The organism is Haloarchaeobius marinus (assembly GCF_051207415.1).
Taxonomy (GTDB): domain Archaea; phylum Halobacteriota; class Halobacteria; order Halobacteriales; family Natrialbaceae; genus Haloarchaeobius.
The window spans coordinates 82430-98228 of the sequence record NZ_JBPKGD010000007.1; the positions used below are offsets into that span (position 1 = coordinate 82430).

Below are 15799 nucleotides of genomic sequence, written 5' to 3' on the forward strand. Positions count from 1 at the left end.
CCGGCACACCACCGTCCAGCAAGTACCACTCGCGGAGCTGAAATCACCACCGCGGCGACAGAAGTTCGGCGACAGAAGCACGACGACCGAACCATGACGACGGATGCAAACCTTCCACCCCTCGAAGCGACCTGCCAACGCTTCACCAGAAACGACGGTGTGCCCTCCTACTAGCTAGCCACTACTACCTAGCTTCACTCGAAACAGTGGTGTCTGTGAGGATAGTAACAGATTCGAGAGACGACCCATCTACGGGACGGGGGTTCGACGAGTTCGACCCGAGAACGTGGTTGGGTTTCGCCCGCATTCGTTACCGACTGCGACAGTTCACATGAAACACTTGAACCACTTGCAAAGGAGGTTCTTTTATACCCGGAGTGTCACCGGGAGGATATGCGCCGGTTCGAGCGGAAGCGTGCCGTCTTCGCAAACAAGGACGCTCTTCGGGAGAGTTACCAGCCGGACCGAATCGAAGAGCGGGACGAGGAGATCGATTCGTACATGGACGCGCTCCAACCGGTCATCGACGGCTGGGAACCGAACAACATCTTCCTCTACGGGAACACGGGAGTCGGGAAGACGGCAGTCACCGAATACCTGACCACGCTCCTCCAGGAGGACGTCGAGGAGTACGACGACGTCGACCTCTCGGTCATCTCGCTGAACTGCAAACCCCTCTCGTCGTCGTACCAGGTGGCCGTCGAACTGGTCAACGAACTGCGGCCGGACGGTGCCGAGATATCGACGACCGGCTATCCCCAGCAGACCGTCTTCAACAAACTCTACGACGAACTCGACGAGGTCGGTGGGACGATACTGCTCGTCTTCGACGAGATCGACTCCATCGGCGAACGGGACGAACTCCTCTACGAACTCCCGCGTGCCCGGTCGAAGGGCGACCTGTCCGAGGCGAAAGTCGGCATCATCGGCATCTCGAACGACTTCAAGTTCCGCGACCAGCTGGACCCACGGGTGCAGGACACGCTCTGTGAACGTGAACTCCAGTTCCCGCCGTACAACGCACAGGAACTGACGAACATCCTCTCCTCGCGCGCGGAGATCGCACTGCACGAGGACACCTACGACGACGCGGTCATCCGACTCTGTGCCGCACTGGCCGCGAAGGACCGCGGGTCTGCACGACAGGCGCTCGACCTGCTCCTGCTCGCGGCCGAACAGGCCGAGAATCGGGAGGACGACTACGTCTCCGAACGGCACGTCGAGGCGGCACGGCACGAACTCGAACGCGAACGCGTCGAGGAGGGTATCCGCCAGCTCACCCAGCACGGACACCTGACGCTGCTCGCCGTCGTCTCCATCGCCGCCGAGGGCGACACACCGAGTCGGAGTCGCGCCATCTACAACCGGTACCTGGACATCTGCGACGGATACGGCGTCGACAGCCTCTCCCAGCGGTCGGTCCACAACCACCTCTCGGACTTGCGCATGCTCGGCATCCTCACCGCCCGGGAGAACCGGTCCGGGTCGCGGGGGAACTTCTACTCCTACGAACTCGACGTCCCACTGGAATCGGCACTGACCGCGCTGGAGGACGAACTCGACATGCAACAGCGGTTCTCGGACCTGCGGACCATCGCGACGATGAACGAGGTCCGGTGACGGGCGGGACTGTCGCGGTGATGGAATCCCAGAGGTGGACGCAGGAAGAGGCCGTTGCAGAGACGGAGTGCGGCCGGCGGTGCGGACCCGACGGCCCTCAGAGGTCCATCCCGCCGTTGACGTCGATGACCTCGCCGGTGATGTACGAGGACTCCTCGCTGGCGAGGAACTGGACCATCGAAGCGATGTCCTCGATCTCGGCGAACCGGCCGAGAGGTATCTGGGACACTATGCGGTCTTTGACCTTCTCGGGGACGCTCTCCAGCATGTCGGTTCTGGTGAACCCGGGGGCGACGCAGTTCGCCGTCGACCCACCGGAGGCGAGTTCGATGGCGATGGTCCTCGTGAAGCCGAACATCCCGGCCTTCGCTGCCGCGTAGTTCGCCTGGCCGAAGTTCCCCTGCTTCCCGACGATGGAGGAGATGTTGATGAGCCGTCCCTCGTTGGCCTCCCAGATGTCGTCGTAGAAGGCCTTCGTACAGTTGAACATCCCGCCGAGGTTGACGTCCATCACCTGGTCCCACGCGTCGCGGGACATGTTGGCGAACCGCGTGTCCTTGGTGATGCCCGCGTTGTTCACGAGCACGTCTATCTGGCCGAAGGCGTCGTGTGCCTGCTCACGCATCGCCTCGACCTCCGCCATCTTCGTCACGTCTGCCTGCGAGGCGATGGCGTCGCCCTCGAGTCGCCGTATCTCGTCGACGGCCGCCTGCGCTGACTCGGCCGACGAGCGATAGTTGACGACGACGTTCGCGCCTTCTCGGCCGAAGTGCTCTGCGATACCACGTCCGATGCCACGTCCTGCGCCGGTGATGACGCAGGTTCGTCCATCCATTTGCATATGAGGGTCCCGTGCGGACGAGCCGGTGTCCGGTCGACGTCCGCCGCAGTAGCTCGCCGCCCGTCCGTACGTAATACTCACCGAAAAGGAACTTAACTGTTGACCCGAAATCGGACCCGCCGTCGAGTTCGTCCTCGCCGGGAGGTCGAGTCCGTCCCCGCCGGGAGGTCGAGTCCGTCCTCGCCGGGAGAGGTGCAACAGGATGCGGTGCTGGGCGAGATACGCCAGGACGGAGTATGTGGCGAGATACGCCAGGACGAATTACGAGGTGTACCCGGTCGCCTCGTCGACCCACTTCTCGACGCGCCCGACGGGCAGGTCGGTCTCTGCGGCCAGGTCCGTCGCCGAAGCCGCGGCGAGGTCGGCGATGCTCGTGACGCCGGCATCGCGCAGGCGGTCGGCGTAGGTCGGTCCGATGCCGTCGATGTCCTCGAGGTCCGAGGATTCGACGTCCTCGACCTCGATCTCGACGCTCTCGCCGATATCTTCGGTGTCCATGCGCTCCTCGAACCACTCACAGACCTGTGGCCAGAGTTCGGCGTGACTCCGCGAGGAGACCGACATCCCGATGTGACCGGTCGGGAACTCCATGATGGTCTTGTCGTCGCTCGGGATGGCGTCGTTGAACGGCTTGGACGCCTCCGGCGGGATGAGGTGGTCGTACTCGGCGACGATCTGGAGCACGGGCACGTCGATGTTGGTGATGTCGACGTGTTCCCCGTCCAGGTAGAGTTCGTTCTCGTAGAGTTTGTTCTCCTGGTAGATGTCGCGGATGAACTGGTTGTAGGTCTCGCCCGCGACGTCGATTCCGTCACCCAGCCACGACTCCATGCGGGCGAAGTTCTCGACGAAGTCCTCGTCCTCCATGTTGTCGTAGAAGCGGACGTACTTGGTAACGTAGTTCTGGACGGGGTCCATCAGCGCGAAGCCGATGTCGAGGAACTCCGCCGGCACGTTGCCGAACGTGTCCGTTACCTTCTCCGGGTCGTAGAACTCCTCGCCGCCCCAGAGTTCGAGGACGCCGCCGCTCTCGGCGAAGCAGAGGCCGGCAGCCATCAGTGCGAGCGTGTTGACCTTCTCGGGCTCGAGGGCGGTGTACATCGCCGACATCGTGCCACCCATGCAGTACCCGAGCACGTTGATGGCGTCACGGTCCGAGCGCTCGCGCACCACGTCGACGCAGTTGTCGACGTACCGGTTGACGTAGTCGTCGAGTGTGAGGTTGGTGTCGAGGTTCGACGGTTCGCCCCAGTCGATCATGTACACGTCGAACCCGTTGTCGAGCAGGGTCCTGACGACCGACCGGTCCGGCTGGAGGTCCAGGATGTACGGTCGGTTGATGAGGGCGTACACGACGAGGATGGGGACGTCGTGTTGTTCCTCGGTCCGGGACTCGTAGTGGAGCAACCGTAGCTTGTTCTCCTCGTAGACGACCTCGCTCGGGGTCTCGCCGACGTCGACCGCCTGAACGGTCTCCGCGCGGTGGGGCGCGACGCTGGCTCGTTCGACGAAGTTCGCGGCGTCCTCCCACGCCCGACGCTGGAGATCGAGTGTCGTTGCGAACGGGTTCTGCATCTTACTCCTCCAGGTGTTCGATGACGCGGTCGAGTTTCTGTTCGACCGCGTGCTGACGGCGTTCGAGTTCGACGAGGCGGTCGCCGATCTCGGCCGCGTCGCCCTCGGTGGCGAAGCCGAGCGTGTGGAGTGTCTCCTCCGCAGCCTCGTCGGCCTGCTGTTGCATCTCGAGCATCTGGCCGACGCTGGACCCGGTCCAGGCGGCGAACGCCGTGGTGGACATGGCTTCCTTGAACGCCTTGTTGGCCGTGTTGAGCCATATGTCGCGGAACTCCTCGAACTCGACGTCCTCACCCTGCATCGAGTCGTTCGCGCGTTCGACCATCTGGTCGGCGGCGTCCATCCAGGCCTCGTACGCGCGACGGTAGCCCTGAACGCTGTCCTCCACGTTCACGGCCGCCCCGTCGCCGGATTCGACGGTCTGGGACCACTGCTCGACGAACTCGGCCTGTGCCTCCATGTTCTTCTCCATCGCCTCGAAGAACTGCTCGTTCATCCGCGAGACGAATTCGCTCCAGTCTGCCGGAACCGACGTTTGGGAATAAGAGTCTGTCATTGTCTAACGATGGGTGTGTGTGGTTATAAAAGAACTCGTCGTCTCAGGCCGAGAGTTCGTCCGTCGCCTCCTCGAACTGCGCCGCAGCGTCGTCGAAGTTGGCCTCGATGCGCTCGTGCGTCTCGAGGAACGAGTCGAAGGTGCTGTCGACGACGTCGGCGTAGCTCGCTGCGTACTCGTCGAAGGCGTCGGTGCCCTCCTCCAGGGATTCGATGGCGGCCTCCATCATCTGCGCCTGGCTGTCGGTGAGGACGTCGTACTGTTCGTCGAGGGCCGCCTCGAAGTCCGCGAAGTCGACGGACCCCTCGGGGAACATCGACTCGACCGCTTCGAAGTAGGCGTGGAGCGCCTTCTTCGAGATGTCGGCGTTCTGCTCGGTCAGGGACTGGTAGTTCTGGGCCGCCTCCGTCAGCTGCTCGACGGCCTCCTTCTGGGCGTCGAGGACCTCGTGGGTCGCCTGCTGGCTCTGTTCGAGCATCGTGCGCTGCATCTGGAAGACGGGCTTCATCGGGTTCTGGGGTGCGTGCTTACTCATTGGAATCACCGTTTCGCTTGATGGGGATGACGATGGTCTGGACGATGTCGCCCTCACCGATGTCGAGCGCCTCGCGCTCGGCGTCGGGGATGCTGATACGGCCACCGCTCTGGACGCGGGTCTTGAACATCGCTGCGCCACGACTCATCGCCGTGAGGTCGGACATCGTGTCCGACCCACCTGCGCCGCCCGAGAGGAACTGTTTCCACATCTCTGCCTGTGAGCCCATCATCTGCTCGCTCGCGTCCTGCATCTGCTCTTGCATCTGCTGCATGACTAGCGGGGGCCACGGCATCGATGGCGAATCGTCCGTCATCGTCCTACGATATGACAGCCAGAAACATAAACGTTCCGTTCAATACCTTTCATTACCATCGAGAACCAATGAGTGGCTGTATGTCGACAGCTGTCGCAACAGGGCCTGATAGCGAGACGGTCGAGAACGGACCACAGCGGAACCAGCAAGCCAAAGAAGTCTTGCCCTTCGCCTGCCAACGGTGAGTAGAATGAGTGAACGTCACGACCACGCCGCAGCACCCTTCACCGCGATGGCGACTGCGTGGACCAGTTTCGCAGAGAACGCAGTCAAGGGGGCCACTGCGGCCAACCGTGCGGCGTTCGCCGCCCTGACCCCGAACCAGGGAGTCCGGAGCGACGAACCCGACGACGGGCCGGAGGTCGTCGAGAGTACGATACCGTCCCTCGCGTACGAACACGCGGACTGGACGTTCGAGCGAACCGTCGAGCACTCCCGGGACATCACGGTCGGGGACACGGTACACTTCTCGAAGACGCTCTCCGAAGAGGACGTAACGCGGTTCGCCGCGGCGAGCGGTGACACGAATCGCCTCCACCTGGACGACGATTTCGCCGCAGAGACGCGGTTCAACGGCCGCATCGCACACGGGACGCTGGTGTCGGGTCTCATCAGCGCCGCGCTCGCGCGTCTCCCCGGCCTGACGATATACCTCTCCCAGGACCTGGAGTTCCAGGCTCCGGTCGAGATCGGCAGCCGCGTCACCGCCACCGTCGAGGTGCTCGAGGACCTCGGTAACGGACAGTACAGGCTCTCGACGGTCATCGAGAACGAGCACTCCGAGCGCATCGTCATCGACGGCGAAGCGGTCGTCCTCATCGACGAACTCCCGGAGTAACGGCACAGCGACGACGGGTCGGCGGCAGAGGGAGACGGTTGCAGTGAGGACCGACGCGTACGCACCCGTCGGCTGAAGTATCGACAGGTCTGAAACTGGAAACCGAGTTAAATTTTATAAAATCAGCCACTGCCTGGTTTTAAATTTGTGCGCGTTGCATTGGGATACGATGTCTCACGGGCATGGCAACAGTGAGCACGAGGCACAGTACGTCAGTCGACGCCGGTTCGTCGGCGGCGCGGCCACGGCCGCGCTCGGAACCGGACTCGCGGCCGGTGCGACCGGCACCGCGGCAGCCAGCGACCAGTTCCCCAGGGTCACCACGCGTGGTCACTACGACATCACGTGGTACGGGTCGGTCTACCTGACCGACGGTCACACGGAGTGGGACTACGACACGGTCGGGACGATACCCGGCGTTCACACCGCCGCACCGGACGAACTCCTGATCCACGTCCACGGCTGGCAAAACGAGCCGAACGAGGCCGTCGAAGGGTTCATCGAGGCGGAGACGGCCTACCGGAACAACGACTACGACGGGGCGGTCATCGGGTTCAGCTGGGACTCGGACTCCAGCCTGTTCGGCTGGTGGGACTCGACCGAGATCGCCGAGGAGAACGGCAAGAAACTGGCGAACTTCGTCAACCAGTACCGGCTGGCGAACCCGGACACGACGATACGGCTCGTCTGCCACTCGCTCGGTGCCCGGGTCACCCTGCGTTGCGTCGAGGTGCTGAACGTGAACGGCATCACGGACGCGCTGGACTCGGTCGCGCTCCTCGGCGGGGCGGCCGACAACGACGCCGTCTCCACTGGCGGGCGCTACGGCCCGGACCTGGCGAGCGCCGTCGGACAGGTCGACAACTACTGGAAGGACGGGGACGACGTGCTCCACTGGGCCTACACCACGGCCGAGTTCGACTCCGCCGTCGGCGAGGAGGGCTGTGAGGGCACGCCGCCCTGGAACTACCAGGACCACAACGTGGACTACGTCCCGGACCACTTCTCGTACTATCAGCCCGACGAGGGCTGTATCCCAGAAGTGGTCTCCGAATGGTAACGCCGGGGTCAGGTCGGCCCTGACCGTCGGTTCTTTCGACGTCGGATCGGTCCAGTGAGCGCGACGTAACGTTGCTGGCGCGGCCGAACAGCCCGCCCCGACGAGGAACCCGTGCGCCTCGAAGCGGGTATGCACGAGGGAACGACAGGCCGCGACAGGACACCCGAAGGACCCTCGCAACGACACTCCGGTTCTCACCGCCCAGCAACTCGGGCCGTCAGCCCCGAATCGGGATGAACATAGACAAGCTTTTAGGCTGCCCTAAACACAGTCGACGTAGAGAGAATGACCGAGCAGGACATCTGCGTCGTCGTCCCGACCATCCGCGAGTACGAGTGCGTCCGCTCGTACGTCGCGAACGCCCGGGACCACGGCTTCGACACCGACCGCCTGCACTTCGTCCTCGTCACCGAGGACTTCTGTGACGCCGACGAGATGCGGGCGATGCTGTCGGACCTCGACGTCGCCGGGCGCGTCTTCGACGAGTCCGACCGGGCCGACTGGTACGACGGACAGAACGTGACCGAGTACACACACCTCGTCCCCGCGGCGAGTCACGCACAGACCTCCTTCGGCCTGCTGTACCTGTGGGCTGGCGACTTCGAATATGGCGTCTTCATCGACGACGACACCCTCCCCCACGACGAGGACGACTTCTTCGGTCGCCACCTCGAGAACCTGGCGTTCGAGGGCGAGGTGGAGTCCGTCGCCTCGGACGAACGGTGGGTGAACGTGCTCTACCAGAACGCCGACGAACACGGCCTCTACCCACGTGGCTACCCCTACTCGGCGATGGACGAAACGGTCGAGACGGACACCGGCACGGTCGACCACGTCGTCGCATCGCAGGGCCTCTGGACGAACGTCCCGGACCTCGACGCCGTCCGAATCCTGATGGACGGCGACCTGGAGGGACAGGCCCAGACGCGGACGACTGCTGCGGACTTCGACGGGCAGTTCGTCGCCCGCGAGGGGAACTACCTCACGGTCTGTTCGATGAACCTCGCGTTCCGCCGGGAGGTCGTCCCGGCGTTCTACCAGTGCCCGATGGACGACAACCCCTGGAGCGTCGGTCGGTTCGACGACATCTGGTCGGGCGTGTTCCTCAAGCGCGCAGCGGACGTCCTCGGCGGGCAGGTGCTCAACGGCCAGCCGCTCTGTGAACACAACAAGGCCCCCCGGTCGACGTTCGACGACCTGGCGAACGAGGTGGCCGGACTGGAGTGCAACGAGCACTTCTGGGAGGTCGTCGACGACGTCGGCGACGACGCGGACACCTACGCCGGCGTCATGTCGGCGATGGCCGACGCGCTGGCCGAGGGCGACTTCGAGTCCTACCAGAACGGCGCGTTCCTCAACCACGTGGGGGAGTACTGCCGGGACTGGCTGGACTGCCTCGACGAACTGGCCCCGGTGCCGGGTCACGACTGCGTGCCCGCGACGGCCGACGATTGAGGTGAACCGGCAAGTATAAATGTTTTAGGCAGGCCTAAATCAAATATGAACCCATCACACGACGACGATTCGACCGGACGGACGTCGAGTCGACGACGCTTCGTCGCGGCGGCAGCGACCTTCGGACTCGGTGCCACAGCCGGCTGTCTCGGTGTCTTCGACGGCGACGACGGCACCGATGGTGCGGTCGGACTCATCGGCTCTGGCATGGAGGGGCGCCCCGAACCCGGCGGCACCCCGATGGCCGAGATGCCCGCCCTCTCCGGGTCGATCACGCTCTACTCCGGCCGGGGAGAACCGCTCGTGAACACCCTCCTCGAGTACATCGAATCGATGTACGACGACTTCGAGATAGAACCGCGATACGAGTCGTCGACGACGCTCGCCAACGAGATCCGGACCGCTGGCGATGCGAGCGACGCCGACGTGTTCTTCTCCGTCAACGCCGGCGCGCTCGGACTGCTCGCCGACGCCGACCGGACCGTGGCGCCCCCACAGGACGTCCAGGAGATGGTCCCCACCCAGTACCGGGCCAACGACGGGGCGTGGATCGGTACGTCCGGTCGCGCCCGGACGATTCCGTACAACACGAACGCGCTCTCGGAGTCCGACGTCCCGACCGACATCTTCGCGTTCCCCGACGCCGACTTCGCCGGCGAGATGGGCTGGGCGCCGGGGTACGGCTCGTTCCAGGGCTTCGTCACCGCGATGCGGGTGATGAACGGCCCCGAGGAGACCAGGGCGTGGCTCCGCGGGATGCTCGACGCCGGCGTCCAGCGCTACGACGACGAGTACATCGTCTCCAGGGCGGTGGCCAACGGCGACCTGAAAGCCGGGTTCGCGAACCACTACTACATCCAGCGCATCCTCGCCTCGACCCCGAACGCACCGATCGGGACGGCGTTCACCGAGAACGACGCCGGTGCCATCTTCAACGTGGCCGGTGCGTGCGTCGTCGACAGCACGAGCGACGAGGAACTGTCGACGAACTTCGTCCGCCACCTGCTCTCGTCAGAGGCACAGGAGTATTTCGCAACACGTACCTTCGAGTATCCACTCATCCCCGGCGTGAACCCCGTCGGCGACCTCCCACCCGTCGACGAACTGGAGACGCCGGAGTTCGACCTGGCACAGTTGTCGGACATCGGGCCGACCATCGACCTGATGCGCGAGGTGGGAATCCAGGTTTGATCGATGGAGACTGAGCAGGCGACCACAGGGACGCGTGACGAGGGGGGCGAGAGTGGAGCCTATCCACTCGGTCTCTCGCTCGCCAGTGCGGCCGTCGCCGCCGTCGTCGCCACGCCGTTCGTCTGGATCCTGCTCGCGGCCTACAACGTCCCGGTCGACCGTGCGCTCTCGTTGCTCACCGCAGACACCACCGTCGCGGTGTTCGTCAACAGCGCCGTGATGGTGACGGGCGTGACGGCCGCCTCCATCCTCCTCGGCGTCCCCCTCGCGTACCTCACCGTCCGGACCGACCTGCCGGGTCGCCGTGTCTGGACCGTCCTCGTGACGCTCCCGCTGGTCGTTCCCAGCTACATCGGCGCGTTCGTCTTCACCTCGGCGTTCGGGCCGCGTGGCGAGTTCCAGTCCCTGCTCGAACCCATCGGCATCGAGTCGCTTCCGGCCATCACGGGGCTGCAGGGAACCGTCCTCGTCGTCACTCTGTACACGTACCCGTACGTCTACATCACCACGCGCGCGGGGCTGAAGACGGTCGACACCACGCTGGTCGACGCGGCGCGCACCCTGCGACACACGCGTCTGGAGGCGGTCCGTCGCGTCGTCCTCCCACAGCTTCGACCGGCCATCGCTGCCGGGTCGCTCCTGACCGCACTCTACGCGCTCTCGGACTTCGGGACGCCGGCCATCATGCGGTACAACGTCTTCACGACGGTCATCGAGTCCGAGACCCAGCGCGGGTCGCTGGGCTTTGCGGCCCTGCTCTCGATGCAGTTGCTCGTCGTGACCGTGTTCATCCTCGCCGTCGAGAGCCGAACGCGCTCGAACGAGAAGTTCACGACGGGACGGCAGGGCGGACGGGCGTCGCTGGTCCGCCTCGGCGCGTGGAAGTGGCCGGCGCTCGTGCTCTGTGGCCTCGTCGTCTTCGTCGCACTGGCCGTCCCGGTCGCCGTCCTCGTCGGCTGGTTGCTCGCCGGACCGGACGCCGGCTGGCGGGTCCACTTCGAACTCGCCTACCTGACGAACTCGCTCTCGCTCTCGGTGGCCGCAGCGTTCGTGGCGACGCTCGCCGGCCTCCCCATCGCCTACCTGTCGGCACGTCACGACACGCGGGTCGGCCACCTCACCGAGCGACTCAGCTACGTCGGCTACGCCGCGCCCGGCATCGTCGTCGCGTTCGCGCTGGTGTACCTGTCGACCCGGTCGTTCCCCGGCCTCTACCACACGCTCCCGTTGCTGGTGTTCGCGTACGTCGTCCGGTTCCTCCCGCAGTCGGTCGGGTCGACCCGGGCGTCGTTCCTCCAGGTCAACCCGTCGCTTCCGGAGGCGGCCCGGACGCTCGGGCGGTCGTCCATCGGGGCCTTCCGTGCGGTCACGCTCCCACTGGCCGCACCCGGACTCCTGGGCGGGGCGGCGCTCGTGTTCCTCACGACGATGAAGGAACTCCCGGTGACGCTCCTGCTCCACCCGACGAACTACCAGACGCTCGTGACGCACATCTGGCAGGCCCACCGGAACCTGGCGTTCTACGACGCCGCCATCCCGGCGCTCATCCTGCTGGGCGTCTCGGCGGTCTCGATCTTCGTCATCCTCTCACAGGAGGGATACGATGTCAAGTGATGCAAGCACAACTGCAGACGTGGAAACGGTGTACAGTCGTCCGTCGGTCGACGACAGCGAGACGGTGCTGGAACTCGACGGAGTGTACAAGTCCTACGGTTCCGAACCCGTCATCGACGACCTCTCGCTGTCGGTCCGTGACGGCGAGATACTGACGCTTCTCGGCCCCTCCGGGTGCGGCAAGACGACGACGCTTCGACTCATCGCCGGCCTGGAACAGCCAAACGCCGGGTCCGTCAGGCTCAACGGCGACGTCGTCGCCGGACGGGATTCCTACGTCGCACCGGAACGGCGGGGCGTCGGCGTCGTCTTCCAGGAGTTCGCGCTGTTCCCGCACATGACCGCGGCGGAGAACGTCGGCTTCGGCCTCACCGACATGGACGACGAGGCGGCGGCCGAACGGGTCGACGAGATGCTTGACCTGGTCAACCTCCACTCCCACCGAGACGCCTACCCCGACGAACTCTCGGGGGGGCAGCAACAGCGCATCGCGCTGGCCCGGTCGCTCGCGCCGGAACCCGAGATGCTCCTGCTGGACGAACCGTTCTCGAACCTCGACGTCGACCTCCGCGTCGAGATGCGCGAGGAGGTCCGGCGCATCCTGAAGGAGTCCGGCGTGACTGCCGTCTCGGTCACCCACGACCAGGAGGAGGCCATGAGCATCTCCGACCGCGTCGCCGTGATGACCGACGGCGACGTCGAGCAGGTCGGCCGCCCGGAGCAGGTGTTCCAGCACCCCGAGTCGCGTTTCGTCGCCGGCTTCCTCGGCCACGCCTCGTTCCTCTCGGGCTACGTCCACGGGGACGAGGTGGAGACGGGCGTCGGTCCCGTCGACCGCGAGTTCATCCACGGCCTCGCCGGCGAGTACGACGGCACGCGCATCGACGTGCTCGTCCGCCCCGACGACATCGAGGCCCAACCCGCAGACGGGGAGGCGGCCAACGGCCGGGTGGTCTACCGGCGCTACCTCGGCCCGACCATCCTGTACCGGGTCGAACTCGAAAACGGCGACGTACTGGAGTGCATGCACAACCACACCGACCAGGTCGACCTCGACGAGTCCGTCAGGGTCGAACTGACGGCCGACCACGAACTGGCCTGGTTCCCCACGCTGAACGAGGAAGGGGAGTACGGCGAATCCTGAGTCGATGGACCGGTCCGACCCGTCGCACGCCACGGGCGACGACGACGATGAGACGGAGGCCGACGGCGTAGGACTCGCCGGCGGCAGCGACCGTTCGGCAGTCACCCCCCAGACTGCGACCCGACTCGGACCGACGCGCGACCTGCTCCGACGACGACGAGTCCCCACGCTCCTGCTCGCCGCCCTGACGGCCGTCGTCGTCTTCTCCATCGCGACCGACCTCTTCCCGTACCACTCCAGCAACCACGACGAGGGCGTCTATCTCCAGCAGGCGGCGATGCTCCTCGACGGGCAGGTCCGCCTCCACCCGCCGTCCGGCCTGGTCGACCCCTTCCGGCCGTGGTTCTTCGTCGTCGACGGGGGGGCGCTGTACCCGAAGTACGCACCGGTGCCGTCAGCAATGTTCGCCGTCGGGATGCTGTTCGGCGAACCTCGACTCGCCCTCGCTGCCATCGCGGCGGGCGTCGTCGCGCTGACCGTCGCGCTCGGGACGGAAGCGTTCGACCGGCGGGTCGGACTGCTCGCTGGCGTCGTGCTCCTGCTCACGCCGACGTTCCTGCTCTCGTCGTCCGTGTTCCTCCCGTACGTCCCGACGACGCTGTTGAACCTGACGTTCGCACTCGCGTACGTCCGGGCGCACCGGCGCGGGTCGGTCCGGTACGCCGCCGTCGCCGGGGCGGCCGTCGCGCTGGCGTTCTTCGCCCGACCGTACACCGCCGTCCTGTTCGCCCTGCCGTTCGTCGCACACGCCTGCTGGACGCTGTGGACCGCCTCCACTGGCCGCCACCTCGGCCGGTACCTCCGGTTGAACGGGGTCGTCGCAACCCTCGGACTCGTCGGCGTCGCCGCCGCCCTGGGGTACAACTGGGCCCTGACGGGCGACCAGTTCGTGTTCCCGTACGCGGCGTTCGCACCGCTCGACGGTCTCGGCTTCGGCCAGCGCCGCATCCTCGGCCACGAACTGGTGTACACGCCCGAACTCGCCCTCCGGACGAACCTCGCGCTGGTGGTCGAGGCGGCGACCCGCTGGACCGTCGGGGGGTGGCTCGGGACCGCCGCGTTCCTCGGCGGCGTCGGCGCGTGGGTCGCCCGGAAGCGCGGTTCCTCGCCGACGTTCGACCGACCACACTGCTCGGACGACGCCGTCGCGCTCCTCGTGCTCGCCGTGGTCGGCACCGTCGTCGTCGGGAACGTCGCGTTCTGGGGGACCTACAACGCGACGGCCGGTCCCGCCAGCCCCGGCGACGGACTCGTGGCGCTGTTCGGCCCGTTCTACCACTTCGACGTCTTCCTCCCGCTCTCGGTCTTCGGAGCCTTCGGTGTCGTGACCGCACTCGAGCGCCTGCACGCAGCCGTCGCCGCGCTGCGGTCCCGGTCTGCGGCGCGGGTCGTGCTCGCGGTCGTCCTCCTCGTCTCGGTTCCGTTCGTCGGCGTCGCCGAAAAGCGTGCGCTCGACGACCCGGTCGACGCCCACGCCGCGACGACGGCGAAGTACGACCGGGTCTACGACCCCCTCGAAGCCCGGTCGTTCGACGACGCGGTGGTGTTCGTCCCGACGCCCTACGGCGACTGGCTCGCCCACCCGTTCCAGCACCTCCGGAACGGGCCCGGCTTCGACGGGTCCGCCGTCTACGCCCTCGACCGCGGAGCGAGCAGCGACTTCGCCGTCGTCGACGCCTACCCGAACCGAACCTACTACCGGTGGTCCTACCGCGGGTCGTGGACGCCCGACCCCGGGGAGCGTCCGACGCCGAAGCTAGAACGACTCGACGTGCGGTCGGGCGATACCCTCCGGGGCACGACTCGCGTCGCGGTGCCGGCCGGCGCGAACAGCGCCATCGTCCGGCTCGAAGGCGGCGGCGAGGTCCAGGAGTTCGCCGTGGACGGGACGGGCAGCGACCGACTCGCGGTGAACTGGACGCTCTCGCCCGACGGACTGCGCGTCGACGACGGTTCACTCCGACCCATCGGCGAGGGCGGTGGCGTCCCGCTGAACGGGTCGGACGAACTCGCCGTCGCGGTCGTCCTCACCTACGACGGCGGGGCCACGCTCACCTACCGCCAGGAGTTCGACGCCCGGGTGGTCGATGGGACCGGCGAGGAGTCGGGCGTCGAGGTCGTCTGGCCCCCCGAGCAGTCGGTCTGTCGCCTCGTCACGGACTGCGGACTCGACGGGACCTACCTGCCGGAGCACCCGGACGAACACGTCGACGGCGTCTGGATGAACGGGACGGTCGGGCGCGTCACGCGGGAGACCTAGTCAGCGGAACCGCTCTTCGAGACAGACCCGGAGGATGGACGTCCCGATGGCCGCGCCGCCGCCGAGGGGGTCGAGTTTCGTCTCGCCCTTGCGCTCGTTGTACTCGATGGGCGTCTCGACAACGTCGTACCCACGCATCGTGGGCCGGATGAGGAGTTCGGCAGAGAGGCCCGTGTTCTCCGTCCAGTGGAGGTCCTGTACGACCTCGCGCCGATAGGCACGCATCCCGGTCGTCGTGTCGTGGACGCGCTCGCCCATGAGGACCGAGGCCGCCAGCGCGAATGCGTGGTTGCCCAGTCGGTTGACCGCCGGCATCGCGTCCGCGCCGTAGTGGAGGCGGTCGCCGGAGACCACGTCGTAGCCCTCGTTAATCAGGTCGAGGAAGCGCGGGAGCGCCTCCATCGGGTAGGTATCGTCGCAGTCGGTCGTCACGACGACGGGTCGGTCCGGCGTGAGGACGGCCTCGCGTACGGCGACGCCGTACCCCTGGGGTTCCTGTTCGACGACCGTGGCTCCGTGCTCGCGCGCGATGTCCGGGGTCGCGTCGTCGGACCCGTCGACGCAGACGACCTCGGCACGTCCATCGGTGACCTCCTCGACGTCGGTCAGCACGTGTTCGATGGCCTCGGCCTCGTTGTACGTGCCCATCACGACGGCCACGTCGTCGAACGTGAACTCGCGGTCGGTGGCTCCAGTCTCTGTCGTGTCGCCCGTCGGCAACTCGGTCGTCTCGTCGTCTCTCGTCGAATCCGTAGACTCCGCGCTCATTGGCTCTCCGTATCGGACGCGACTAC

The 15799-nt window shown here is 66.1% G+C and carries 14 protein-coding genes; 8 read left to right on the forward strand and 6 right to left on the reverse strand.

Features of this window, described 5'->3' with window-relative positions; translation table 11 throughout:
• Positions 1-393 precede the first annotated feature (393 nt).
• Complete coding sequence (locus tag ACSC1W_RS19630; protein WP_435349439.1) at positions 394-1620, forward strand: orc1/cdc6 family replication initiation protein; 1227 nt, start codon at positions 394-396, stop codon at positions 1618-1620.
• A gap of 97 nt (positions 1621-1717) precedes the next feature.
• Here ACSC1W_RS19630 and fabG read toward each other — a convergent pair whose 3' ends face one another.
• From fabG to ACSC1W_RS19655, 5 genes are all read right to left on the reverse strand, one after another.
• Entirely contained in the window at positions 1718-2461 is a 744-nt protein-coding gene (gene fabG / locus ACSC1W_RS19635) for a 3-oxoacyl-ACP reductase FabG (protein ID WP_435349441.1), read from the reverse strand.
• Between the two features lie 261 nt (positions 2462-2722).
• A complete protein-coding gene (phaC, locus tag ACSC1W_RS19640; protein WP_435349442.1) occupies positions 2723-4036 on the reverse strand; it encodes a class III poly(R)-hydroxyalkanoic acid synthase subunit PhaC in 1314 nt (437 codons plus the stop codon).
• Between the two features lies 1 nt (position 4037).
• Entirely contained in the window at positions 4038-4592 is a 555-nt protein-coding gene (locus ACSC1W_RS19645) for a poly(R)-hydroxyalkanoic acid synthase subunit (protein ID WP_435349444.1), read from the reverse strand.
• A 43-nt stretch (positions 4593-4635) separates the two neighbouring features.
• Positions 4636-5127 (reverse strand): hypothetical protein, encoded by a 492-nt coding sequence (locus ACSC1W_RS19650; RefSeq protein WP_435349446.1) that lies wholly within the window; start codon positions 5125-5127, stop codon positions 4636-4638.
• On the reverse strand, positions 5120-5443 hold the full coding sequence (locus ACSC1W_RS19655) for an AbrB/MazE/SpoVT family DNA-binding domain-containing protein (RefSeq protein WP_435349448.1): 324 nt from the start codon (positions 5441-5443) through the stop codon (positions 5120-5122). The genes ACSC1W_RS19650 and ACSC1W_RS19655 overlap by 8 nt, the downstream gene beginning before the upstream one ends.
• Before the next feature lie 190 nt (positions 5444-5633).
• Here ACSC1W_RS19655 and ACSC1W_RS19660 point away from each other — a divergent pair, with 190 nt between their 5' ends.
• From ACSC1W_RS19660 to ACSC1W_RS19690, 7 genes are all read left to right on the forward strand, one after another.
• Positions 5634-6281: a MaoC family dehydratase gene (locus tag ACSC1W_RS19660; RefSeq protein WP_435349450.1), complete on the forward strand. Its 648-nt coding sequence runs from the start codon at positions 5634-5636 to the stop codon at positions 6279-6281.
• A gap of 169 nt (positions 6282-6450) precedes the next feature.
• On the forward strand, positions 6451-7341 hold the full coding sequence (locus tag ACSC1W_RS19665; protein ID WP_435349452.1) for a DUF726 domain-containing protein: 891 nt from the start codon (positions 6451-6453) through the stop codon (positions 7339-7341).
• A 285-nt stretch (positions 7342-7626) separates the two neighbouring features.
• Positions 7627-8796 (forward strand): alpha-1 4-glucan-protein synthase, encoded by a 1170-nt coding sequence (locus ACSC1W_RS19670; protein WP_435349454.1) that lies wholly within the window; start codon positions 7627-7629, stop codon positions 8794-8796.
• Between the two features lie 45 nt (positions 8797-8841).
• Positions 8842-9987 carry an extracellular solute-binding protein gene (locus ACSC1W_RS19675; protein WP_435349456.1) on the forward strand — a complete coding sequence of 382 codons (1146 nt, stop codon included), beginning with the start codon at positions 8842-8844 and terminating at the stop codon, positions 9985-9987.
• 3 nt (positions 9988-9990) lie between these two features.
• Positions 9991-11601 (forward strand): ABC transporter permease, encoded by a 1611-nt coding sequence (locus tag ACSC1W_RS19680; protein WP_435349458.1) that lies wholly within the window; start codon positions 9991-9993, stop codon positions 11599-11601.
• Positions 11591-12745 carry an ABC transporter ATP-binding protein gene (locus tag ACSC1W_RS19685; protein WP_435349460.1) on the forward strand — a complete coding sequence of 385 codons (1155 nt, stop codon included), beginning with the start codon at positions 11591-11593 and terminating at the stop codon, positions 12743-12745. The genes ACSC1W_RS19680 and ACSC1W_RS19685 overlap by 11 nt, the downstream gene beginning before the upstream one ends.
• Positions 12746-12749: 4 nt before the next feature.
• Positions 12750-15005 (forward strand): DUF7846 domain-containing protein, encoded by a 2256-nt coding sequence (locus ACSC1W_RS19690; protein WP_435349462.1) that lies wholly within the window; start codon positions 12750-12752, stop codon positions 15003-15005.
• Here ACSC1W_RS19690 and ACSC1W_RS19695 read toward each other — a convergent pair whose 3' ends face one another.
• Complete coding sequence (locus tag ACSC1W_RS19695; RefSeq protein ID WP_435349464.1) at positions 15006-15773, reverse strand: dolichyl-phosphate hexose transferase; 768 nt, start codon at positions 15771-15773, stop codon at positions 15006-15008.
• Positions 15774-15799: the final 26 nt, after the last annotated feature.